The organism is Nocardia cyriacigeorgica, assembly GCF_010858045.1.
GTDB classification, from domain to species: Bacteria; Actinomycetota; Actinomycetes; order Mycobacteriales; family Mycobacteriaceae; genus Nocardia; species Nocardia cyriacigeorgica_E.
The window spans coordinates 1-10,916 of sequence record NZ_JAAGVC010000019.1 but is presented as its reverse complement, the minus strand read 5'-3'; the positions used below and the strand labels follow the sequence as shown (position 1 = coordinate 10,916).

Below are 10,916 nucleotides of genomic sequence, written 5' to 3'. Positions count from 1 at the left end.
GCTTACCTACGATCATCCGAGTTCGGTCGGGGTCGAAGCAAGGAGTACGGAATGAAACTGGCTCGAAGGACCGCGCGGCGAGGTGTGCTCGCGCGGCTGGGAATGGCCGCGGTGGCCACGGCGCTGGCCGTCTCGGTGGCGGCCTGTGGCGCCGACTCCGAGGGGGCGGAGGGTGCGGGCGTCACCGTCAAGCACAAGCTCGGCGAGACGACCGTCGAAGGCACACCCGAGCGCGTGGTCACCATCGGCAACCAGTGGCTGGATGCCTCGCTGGCCCTCGGCGTGACGCCGGTCGGTTACGCCGACAACGTCTCGATCCTCGCGGGCGGCCAGAAGGTGCCGTGGGCGCCGGATTCCCTCGGCGATGCCAAGGTGCTGAAGCAGGGTTCGGATATGGCCGAGCAGATCGCGGCGCTGGAGCCGGATCTGATCCTGGTGCCCGGATTCCTGGTCGATCAGGCCATGTACGACAAGCTCTCCAAGCTGGCCCCGACCATCGGCCCGGTCACCGAGGACGCCGAGGTGGACCTGTGGTCCGATCAGGTCACCGAGCTCGGGCGGGTGCTGCACAAGGAAGACGAGGCGAACAAGGTGATCGCCGGCGTCGACACCAAGATCAAAGACGTGTCCGGGAAGTACCCCAACCTCGCCGGCAAGACCTTCCTGACCTGCATGCTCACCGGCCCCTCGCAGCTCATGGTGCTGGCCGACCCGAAGGACGGCTCGGCGAAGCTGTTCAACGATCTCGGCCTGAGCATCCCGAAGAACATCGCCGACGAGGCCCCCGCCGGCGGACGCCTGGCGCTCTCGCCGGAGCGGCTCGGCGATCTGACCTCCGACATCCTCATGTGCGGCGCCATGCCCGCCTATGAGCAGAAGTTCAAGGAACTGCCGGGCTACAACGATCTGCCCGCGGTGAAGTCGGGCGGCATGACCTTCCTCGACACCCTCACCATCAGCGCGATCAACACCCCGACCGCGCTGTCGGTGCCGTACGTGCTGGAGAAGCTCGACCCGACCTTCGCGGCCGTCGGCAAGTAGGAGTGGCCGGCCGGGTGGGTCCGGATGGATCCGCCCGGCCGTTCGGGGGCTGTGTGATCGGTGGATGTCGGCCTTGGTGGCTGCGCGGCGATCGCGCTATGCGACGGGTGGACGCCACCAGGGTTGGCTGCGTGCCGATTGCGCGGCGCCGGGTGGATGTCGCACGGGCGGCTGTGCGGATTGCGCTGTGCGGGTGGATGTCGTGCGGGGCGGCTGCGCGGATTGCGCTGTGCGGATGGACGCTGCCCGGCTCGGCTGCGCGCGGATTGCGCGCGCCGGGCGGCGGCGCCCAGATCAGCACGTGCGATTCGGCGCGCTTCTACGGCCGGGACCCCTGATGGGGAACTCGCGGCGGGACGCCCCGGCCCCGCCTGCTCGGTGACCGCCGACTCGCGGCAGTCGGTAAGGATAGGCTAACTTATTACCCGGGGGCGTGGTTGGTTTCGCGACCGCCCGCGCACCCAGTTCGTTTCGATCAGTGAGTAGAGGATCGCAATGCCGGATTCGCTTGTGCAGAACCTGACCGCGCCCAAGACTGCCGCCGGTTCCGGTGATCGTGGAGTCCCGCTGGCTCCCGCCCAGCAGGCCGCGCTGCTGCCGGAGCGGCTGCACCGCAGGCCGGCCGCCAACCTGTTCATCGCACTCGAACTCACCGGGGACGTGGACCCGAGCGCACTGGACCGTGCTCTCATCGCGGTGCTGACCGAACACGCGATTCTGCGCAGCGTCTTCCCCGACGACCGTCGCATCCCGTATCAGCGGGTCGTCGACGCCCCCGAATCCGTGCTGGAGATCGGCCGCAGCGTCGCCGACGACACCGACCTCGAACTCGCCCTCGCCCAGGATGCCGAGCATCGCTTCGACCTCGTGGCGGGTCTGCCGCTGCGGATGCGGCTGTACCGGTTGCCCGGGCGCGATGTGCTCTCGATCGCGGCGCATCCCATCGCCGCCGACGACCGTTCGGTCGAACTGTTCGTGGCGGCCCTGTTCGCCGCGTACGCCGGAGCCGAGCCCGGTGCCGCGAAGCAGTTCGCGGATTTCGTGCCCGCGCAGTTGAAGGCGCTGGCCGCCACCGCGGCGAACGATCCGGCGCTGGCGTACTGGACCGAGCGGCTGGCCGAGCTACCCGCTCGCGTTCCGGTCACCTCGTCCACGCCCGGTATCGGCATCGCCCGCCGAGTGCTCACCGTGCCGTCGGAGACCCTCGCCGCGTTGTGCGTGCACGCCGAGGGTGACGCCGCCGCCGTCTTCGCCGCGCTCGCCGCCGCCGCCCTGCGCGACACCGGGCTCGGCGACGATGTGCTGGTCGGGCTCACCGATCCGGCGCGTTCGGCGGAGGCCGCGGAGGTCGTCGGTCCCTTCGCCAACCACCTCGTGCTGCGCATCGCGCCGAACGGTCGCACGCCGAAGGCGCTGATCGCCGAGACCGCCGAGACCGTGGCGCAGGCGCGTGCGCAGGCGGGCCCGCGGGTGGAGCGGATCACCCACCTGTTGCGCGGCACCGCCGCACTCGCCGACGGCGCGCTGTTCCAGGCGCTGCTGACCGTCCGCGACGCCGCGCCGGTCGCGCTGAGCAGCGGGGGAGTGCAGGTGCGCGAGGTCGCGCGGCGCTCGGCCCGGCCGCACGGTGTGGACATCGTGATGGACGTTGCCCTCGGCGCCGACGGCGCCACCCTGACCCTCGACTTCCCGATCGAACTGGCCGGCCGGCCCGAAATCGGCGCCTTCGCCTCGCGTTTCGCGCAGCGCGCGAGCGCGTGGGCCGAAGCAGCCGATGCCGTCATCGACGCGACGCCCGACGAGCGCCCCCTGTTCACCCCCGCCTCCGACGACGACCTGCTGGAGATCCCCACCGCCGGCCTCGGTGGCGAGCCGCAGACCGACGCCGAGCGCGTGATCGCCGCCGCCATCCGCAAGGTACTCGATCTGGACGAGGACGACGACCTCGGCCGCGAGGACACCTTCTTCTCCCTCGGCGGCGACAGCATCGCCGCGCTTCGCCTGGTCACCGACCTGGCCGAGCAGGGCCATGTGCTCGACGTGCAGACCGTGTTCGCCTATCCGGCCGTCTACGAGCTGGCCGAACAGCTGGAAAACGGTGCAGGCAAGGCAGATTCGCCAGCCCAGCCCGCTGCGCAGGAGGTGGCGCCGATGAGCGCGTCCGGGCTGGACGCCGCCGCGTTGAGCGCGCTCGGACGGAAGTTCGGCGCCAAGTGAGTATCGAGATCCTCGACGTCATCGCGCTCTCGCCGCTACAACGTGGCCTGTATTCGGTGAGCGCGATGTCACCGGGCGTCGACCCGTACCTGGTCACCTTCACGGTCCGGATCGAGAACCTGACCGAGCTGTCGGGGCTGCGCACCGCGTTCGACGAACTGCTGCAACGGTATCCACATCTGGCGGGTGCGGTGCTCACCGAGGGGCTGCCGCATCCGGTGCTGGTCGTGACGTCCGCCGGCCGGATCGCCTGGCACGAGATCGATCTGCGCGGTGCCGCCGATCCGGAGGCCGAGGCGGAGAAGATCTACTGGGCCGAGGGGCGCCGCAGGCTCGATCTGGACAACGGACCGCTGTTCCGGGTGACCGCCGCCCGACTCGCGGACACCACCTACCAGCTGATCTGCACCGCGCATCACATCGTGGTCGACGGCTGGTCGATTCCGCTGCTGTTCTCCGACCTGATCGCGCTGCATCGCGGGGAAGGCGCGGCGCTGCCGCCCGCGCCGCCGCTGCGTGACCATGCGGCCTGGATCGCGCAGAAGGACACCGAGGCCTCCGTCCGCGCGTGGACCACCGCCCTCGCTGACCTGGCCCCGATGCCGATGGTCGGCCCGCCCGCACCGGCCGAACCCGATCTCGCGGTGCTCGGCGAGGCGCGATTCAGTGTCGAGGAAACGGAATTCGTCACCGCGTGGGCGCGGGCCAACGGGCTCACTCTCAACACGGTTCTCGAAGTAGCGTGGGCGCGTATCCTTTCCGGCCTCACCGGCCGCGACGACGTCGTGTTCGGCCAGACCACCTCCGGCCGTGACGCCACCCTGCCCGGCGCCGACCGCATCGTCGGCGCGCTCATCACCACCATTCCCGTCCGGGTGCGGGTGGACCAGCGGGCACCGGCCGAGGTGGCCGCCCCGCTGCAAAAGCAGGTGGCCGAACTGCGGACCCACGAGTACCTCGGCATCTCCGAGATCACCCGCCACGCAGGCGTCGGCCAGCTCTTCGACACCCTGCTGGTTTTCGAGAACTCCCCGATGGGCGCGGTCACCGCGGCGATGCCGATGGGCGGCGGGGCCAGCATGATCCCGCGCCGCGTCGATTCCCTCAGCCACTACCCGATCACGGTCGTTCCGCTGGTGGAGCGCGGGCAGCTCATCTGCCGGGTGGAAATCCGCCCCGATCTGGTGGATCGGTTCGAGCCGGAGCGGATGGCGCGCCGAGTTCTCGCGGTGGTGCGCAGGTTGGCCGATGCGCCGCGCGCGTGCGATGTGAGTGTTCTGCTCGGCGACGAGCCGGCGGCACTGTCGGAGCCCGAGATCGCTGCCGACGGGCGAATCGTCGCCCGGCGCGGGATGGCAGGTGCCGCGGAGCCGGTGGACGCCAACGGCTCGGCCCCCACGGCCACCGGATCTGTGCCGACCGGGGATAACGGCGGCGTCTCGCCCTCGGCGAAGACGGTTGCAGGCGGATCCTCTTCGGTGGGTGATGCAGACGCGGCGCCGGCACCCGATGACGTCGCCCGACGACTGTCCGAGGTGCGTTCGGTTCCTGAGCTGCTGCTCGCTGCCGTCGCCGACGCGGCCGGTGCTACCGCCGTCATCGACGGTGAAGGCGAGCAGTCTTTCGCCGAATTCGGCGCGGCGGTCCAGACTTTGGCGCGCGCACTGAACACTGTCGGCGTGCGCCCCGGTGATGCCGTCGCGGTCATGCTGCCCCGCGATCGCCGGGTGTTGCAGGCGCCGTTCGCCGTCGGGCTCGCCGGGGCGCTGTGTGTGCACGTCGATCCGGCGACGCCCGCCGATCGGCTCGCCTACATTCTCGAGGTGTCGGGCGCGCGGTTCGTGCTCGCCGATGACGCGCTCGCGGACGTTATCGCCGAGGTCCGGGCTCAGGGCGTGCAGTGTGTGCACGCGATTCTCGATGGCGTTGGTGGGCTGCGCGTGGCAGCCGGTCTCGGCGGCGATGGTGGGCAGGTAGCCCCTGTCGATTCGGCCGAGCTAAGTGCCGGCGCCGAGTCGACTGCGCCGGGCTCGGTTGTCTCCGCTGGAGGCGCTCCAGGACCGGCGGCCGGCCTCGCCGAACCGAATGTCGCTGCGGCACAACCGACAACGCCGACGGATCCGGAATCCCCCTTCTACGTCGTCTTCACCTCCGGCACCACCGGCCGTCCCAAGGGTGTCGCGGTCCCGCACCGCGCCCTGCTCAACCACTGGTCCACCCACGAGCGGCGGATCTTCGCCCCGACCGCCGCCGAGGCCGGGCGGCAGCTGCGCATCGGCCACGGCTGGTCCACCGGTTTCGATGCCGCCTGGCAGCCCACGATCGCGCTGCTCAGCGGGCACGCCGTGGTTCTGCTCGGCGACAAGGTGCGCACCGATGCCGAGCAGATCGTCGGCGCTATCGCAACGCACGGCATCGACATCTTCGATACGTCGCCGTCCATGTTGAACCGGCTCATCGACGCCGGGTTGTTCAGCACCGGCGAGGATGGGGTCGAGAGCTGCCCGTTGCGGATCCTCGCGCTGGGTGGCGAGGCGATCAGCCTCGATACCTGGCGACGGTTGCAGGGTCTGCCGACCACTCGCGTCATCAACTTCTACGGCCCGACCGAGACCACGGTCGAGGCGCTGATGGCCGATGTGCACGATCACGCCGCGCCGACCATCGGCAACACCTTCGACAATATGGCCGCCGAGGTGCTCGATCATCGGCTGCGCCCGGTGCCGCCGGGCGGGCAGGGTGAGCTGTACCTGTCGGGGCCGCAGCTGGCGGTCGGTTACCTGGGGCGCCCCGCGACCACGGCGGCCGCGTTCGTTGCCGGTCCGCGCGGAAGGCGTTATCGCACCGGCGATCTGGTGCGTCGCGCCGCTGACGGCACCCTCGTGTACGAGGGTCGCATCGACAGTCAGGTGAAGATCAACGGCTATCGCGTGGAGCCCGATGAGGCGACCGTGGTGATGCGTGAACTCGACGGTGTCGCCCACGCGGCAGCGCTGGCGTTCGTGGACAACGGCCGTACCCGGCTCGGCGCGCTCGTGGTCGCCGAACTGTCCGCCGCCGAGATCCGGACGGCGCTGGCCCGGCGCCTGCCACAGTTCCTGGTGCCGACGCGCATCGTGCACGTCGATCAGATTCCGTTGAACCGCAACGACAAACTCGACGTGCACGCGGCCACTGCGCTGCTCACCGCGCCGATCGCCGGTGGTGCGGGTGCCGAACCGGCCACCGATACCGAGCGTGCGCTGCTCGAGGTGATCGCGGCGATGGGCGAGGGTGCGAGCCGGGTCGGGATCACCGACAGCCTGGTCGATCTGGGTATCGACAGCATCGGCGTCATCGATCTGGTGTCGCGGTTGCGCGGCGCGGGCTACCGGGTGGGTGCGAAAGACGTGCTCGGCGCTGCCGATCTGCGTGATCTCGCGCGCGTGCTCGATGAACGCGGTTCCGGTGCGGACGAGCCCGAGGCCGACGTGGTCGCGCCGGGCACCATCCTGCCGCTGACATCGCTGGCGCACGAGATCATCGCCAACGGCAACTATCGTTATCTGGCGCAGAGCCAGGTGATTTCGCTGCCCGACGACGTCTCCGCCGACGAGATCATCGAGCGTCTCGGTGCGCTCGCCCTCGCGCACCCGACGCTGCGGTCCCGGCTGACAACGGTCGACGGTGCGTACGCGCTGTTGGTGGAGGAGTCCTCGAGCGCGGCCGAGTTGCTGAGCATCGTCGCCGATGACGACAGCGCCGCCCGGCTGGCCGACACGGTCGCCCGCCTCGACCCCGATGCCGGACGCATGATCGCCGCGACCGTGCTCGACGGCCCGAATCGCCGGTTGCTGCTGTCGATCCACCATCTGGCCGTCGACGTGGTGTCGTGGCTGATCCTGGTCGACGACCTGCGCCGGATGGAACAGGGGCAGCGTCCGCTCAACGAGACCGACTCCACGGTTCCCACCGGCAGCGCGGTGCTGACCGCACCCGAGATTCTCGGTTCGGCCCTCGCGGGACGCTTGACAGATCCGCTCACCGACCGCGCCGCCGACGCCGTTCAGCGGGTGGTCGAACTCGGCCCCGACCACACCGAGGCCCTGCTGGCCCGCTGCACCGAAACCGGTGTGCCACTGGATGACGCGCTGATCCTGGCGTGTGCGCTGGCTTTCCCCGACACCGCCGACGACTCCGGCCGAATCGCCCTCACCCGCGAAACCCACGGCCGCCCCGCCGATGACGACACCCGCCGCGTCGGCTGGTTCACCGTCGAGGAAACCGTCTCGATCCCACACAACAAATATCGCGACTGGACCCCCGCCCAGGGCCGCCCCGACCTCACCGACCGCACCCTCGAAGCCCGAGCCCAGCTCCGCCTGAACCACCTCGGCCGCTTCGACGTCCTCCAATTCGGCACCGGCCCCTGGACCCCCGCCCCGCTATCCGACTTCACCTCCGAATTCGGCACAGCCGGCCACCCGGACCTCCCGTTGCGTTTCACCGTGGATATCACCACAGCCGTGGTGAGCCGCGACGAACGACCGTCGCTGGTCGCGCAATTCGATCTGAACTCGCGGGTGCTGGATGATGCGGAGGTCGACGCGCGTACCGCCGGTTGGTTGCAAACGCTGGCGAGCTTCGCCGAAGGCTGAACAACCCGCGAGCGTCACCTGGCCGAGGATTTTTCTCGATGGTCGGCTCGGTGACGTGCCGCTCGCGGGGGAGCCGGCTGCCCGCACAGCTTGCGTACGGGATCGAATGCCTCGGCGTGAGCCTTTCGATCACTACACTAGGCACGTGTTTGCACTCGTGGTGAAATTCGAACTCCATGACGCGGAGAAGGCCGCTGCGTTCGATGAGTTGGTGGCGGAGACCGTTCAGGAGATTGCCGAGCACGAGCCTGGAACGTTGGTCTACGCCACGCACGTCGTCGAGGGCGAGCCGCTCGCCCGGATCTTCTACGAGGTGTATCGCGACCGTGAGGCGTTCGACGAGCACGAGCGGCAGCCCCACACGCGTCGGTTCCTCGATCGTCGCGGTGAGTTCGTCGCCGATTTCAGGGTGGAGTTTTTGGCCCCGGGAGTCGCGAAGGGGCTCAACGGGGCCTGACGCTACAGCCGGTCGGCGATCCCGCACCACACCGCGAATCCGTGCACGGTGTCAATCGTCCGCGCCTCGGCGCGGGCGAGTGCGCGCACAGTCTCGTGAACCATCGGGTTGTACCGTGTCTGAGAAGGCGCGGTGTTCTTTGCCATCTGTAGTGCGGTGAAGGCGCGTCGTCGATCCCCGTGCAGCAGGTATGCACGAGACAGGTCGATGTAGTGATGGCCGGTTCGCTCCTTCGGCGCGTCTGCTGGGATATTCATCGACCGGGCCCGATCGAGAGCTTCTGTGCCATCCATGGCTTCGACCGCCAAGGCGACCGACCAGATGCTTACATTGGTCGGTCCGAAGGACAGGATCGGATCGAGGTCGTCACCGAGGCGGAGCGCGGCATCACGTGCTTCGGCCAGGTGGGCATCTGATAGATCCCGCTTGCCTGACCGTGATGCAGCGAGACCAGATTGAAGGTGCAAGCCACCCCATGCGATCAGGTCATCTCGGAGGCCCAGTCCAAGGCGAGGCTCGATATCCGAGCGGCACCGTTCCAGGTAGGCGAGTGCCGTTGTCCAGTCGCCGCTTGCAGTGAGCAACGAAGCTCGCTGAAACTGTGCCGTTGCGATCCACAGTCGGTTTCCGGATTCTCTCGCTGCCCAAGCCAACCGCTCGATCGCCAAAGCAGCGAGATCGGTGTAGCCGAGCTTGTGTGCGAGGCTGTGTGACGAGTAATAGAGCTCGCAGAGCATCGTCAGCGCGAGTTCTTGATCCGCGCCACTGAACCGGTGCACTGCCGCACGTACTTCACCGAGTAGCTGCGGCAACAGTTCGCCGAGACGATGAAACGACGCAGCGCGCCGGGACCTGCACACGCTCGCAACGGCCGCCGCGATCTCCGGCAGTGGCCGCACCTCACGTACAGCGACGCTGTCCATGTCGAAGGCCGCGAGCTCGGTGCGGAGAATAGATATGGCTGCATGAACCTCGGTGTCCGGCCCAGGCGCCGGCGGATAAGGCTGTCCTGTGAGGTCAGCGACACTGACTCGAAGTGCCTTCGATACAGCGCCGAGGAACGCCGGAGTTGCCGAAACCCGCTTCTGCTCGACTGATCGAATCAAGCCGACCGAGACATTCGATTTCTCGGCCAGCTGTCTTTGGGTCAGCCCCGCCAGTTTCCGGGCCTCAGCTACGCGGGTCGCCACACTGGCGCGAGACTCCTTCATGGTCACCGCTCCATTCAACGTCGGCATGTGCCCCAAGGGTACGAAGAACCTTCGTACTTCGAGGCGGGAATTTCCGGCAATCTGCTGGTCAGCCCTCGACGCCGGGTGCGTGCCCCCTCGATACCCGGCGCTGGGTGGTACCCAACAACCCACCAACCGCAGGGGATTAGATGTCGGACTACCTCGCCGCGTTCAGTGTGGCCGGTTCGATCGCTGTTCTGCTTCTTGCCCTGATCTATGTCCTTCCCTACACCTTCGGCGAAGACGAACCGCCGATCACCGCGCGGGCGCCGCGCATGTCGGCGCGTACGGCGCATGGCCTGATGCAGGTGCATCGCCGATGCAGTATCGAATCCTGCCCGCATAAGCGGGACGCGTATCGGACTCTTGTTGCGATAGGGGCGATTACCCCGGATCGGCGGGCAGAGCGGTATCTGCGGTGAACGATCCGGAAGGCGAACCGTGTGGGTGGGTGCATTGGGATGACGGCACCTGGTCAACGCTCGATGAATACGGGATGCCCAGCGAGCGGCGCACGCTCGATGAAATGCTAGAGGCGGTTCACCGCAGGCTTCGTGGTGAGAGAGACGGTGACGTGGGGTGATCCCGCATCAGCCATTGCCGGCCGTGGCTCTCCAGGCTGCGGTGACACAACCTTCCTCCCAGTGCCACCAGCTCTGTTCTGCACCATGTTCCAGCAGCTCGCGGACCTTTGGCAGGTCTGCGTGCGCCGGTACCTCCAAGGCGACCATCCGGAAACGCTCTATTCCTTCGCCGGTGGTGCCGAGCCGGTGGAATATATCCAGAACGCTCTGTCGAGCGGCAGCCGAGCCGTCGTCCTTCAGCACGATCAAGCGGAAGGTGCAGTTGTCCGACGGTTGGACCACATCCCCGGCCCACAGCAGGCCGTCGTCGTCCGGCTGCACCGCGATGATGTCTCCGCGGGCGATTCCGCGAACAAACCAGGGTGTGTTGTCCAATCGGACCGTGCCGTCACCGAGATCGATCGCCCACAGGCTCTCGACGCTTGCCGGCGGCCAGCCCTGTTCGTCGATGTCCATCCGAAAATGGACCTTCACGTGGTCGGGCCCGGGATCGGTCATCGAACCATCATCACACGGCTATGGGACTTCGGTGCCGGACCAAGCGCCCGCCGGATGCACTGCATCGCAGCTTGAGCGCGCTCCGGTGGGGCGAATTCGTACGCCGACCGCAGCATCCGGTGCCCGGCATCACCGAATCGGTGAGGGAACCGCGCTCACGCCCAGGGCACGGCCCCGAAAATGGACCCGAGCGCATCGACGTTGCGCGAGCACGGATTATCGGCCGCGGTGACGTCCGGGCGCACCCGGG

The 10,916-nt window shown here is 68.3% G+C and carries 7 protein-coding genes; 5 read left to right on the top strand and 2 right to left on the bottom strand.

The window, feature by feature from the left end; genetic code table 11:
* Positions 1-51 precede the first annotated feature (51 nt).
* From GV790_RS17470 to GV790_RS31775, 4 genes are all read left to right on the top strand, one after another.
* Positions 52-1,041 (top strand): ABC transporter substrate-binding protein, encoded by a 990-nt coding sequence (locus GV790_RS17470; protein WP_163814406.1) that lies wholly within the window; start codon positions 52-54, stop codon positions 1,039-1,041.
* A 495-nt stretch (positions 1,042-1,536) separates the two neighbouring features.
* Complete coding sequence (locus GV790_RS17465) at positions 1,537-3,258, top strand: condensation domain-containing protein (RefSeq protein WP_163814405.1); 1,722 nt, start codon at positions 1,537-1,539, stop codon at positions 3,256-3,258.
* Complete coding sequence (locus tag GV790_RS17455; protein WP_309139009.1) at positions 3,255-7,895, top strand: non-ribosomal peptide synthetase; 4,641 nt, start codon at positions 3,255-3,257, stop codon at positions 7,893-7,895. Before GV790_RS17465 ends, GV790_RS17455 begins: the two co-directional genes overlap by 4 nt.
* Positions 7,896-8,040: 145 nt before the next feature.
* Complete coding sequence (locus GV790_RS31775) at positions 8,041-8,352, top strand: putative quinol monooxygenase (RefSeq protein ID WP_163814404.1); 312 nt, start codon at positions 8,041-8,043, stop codon at positions 8,350-8,352.
* Positions 8,353-8,354: 2 nt separating this feature from the next.
* Here GV790_RS31775 and GV790_RS17445 read toward each other — a convergent pair whose 3' ends face one another.
* Positions 8,355-9,563 (bottom strand): helix-turn-helix domain-containing protein, encoded by a 1,209-nt coding sequence (locus GV790_RS17445; protein ID WP_256673366.1) that lies wholly within the window; start codon positions 9,561-9,563, stop codon positions 8,355-8,357.
* 170 nt (positions 9,564-9,733) lie between these two features.
* Here GV790_RS17445 and GV790_RS17440 point away from each other — a divergent pair, with 170 nt between their 5' ends.
* On the top strand, positions 9,734-10,006 hold the full coding sequence (locus GV790_RS17440; protein WP_163814402.1) for a hypothetical protein: 273 nt from the start codon (positions 9,734-9,736) through the stop codon (positions 10,004-10,006).
* 168 nt (positions 10,007-10,174) lie between these two features.
* Here GV790_RS17440 and GV790_RS17435 read toward each other — a convergent pair whose 3' ends face one another.
* Entirely contained in the window at positions 10,175-10,666 is a 492-nt protein-coding gene (locus tag GV790_RS17435; protein ID WP_163814401.1) for a DUF4265 domain-containing protein, read from the bottom strand.
* Between the last annotated feature and the right edge of the window lie 250 nt (positions 10,667-10,916).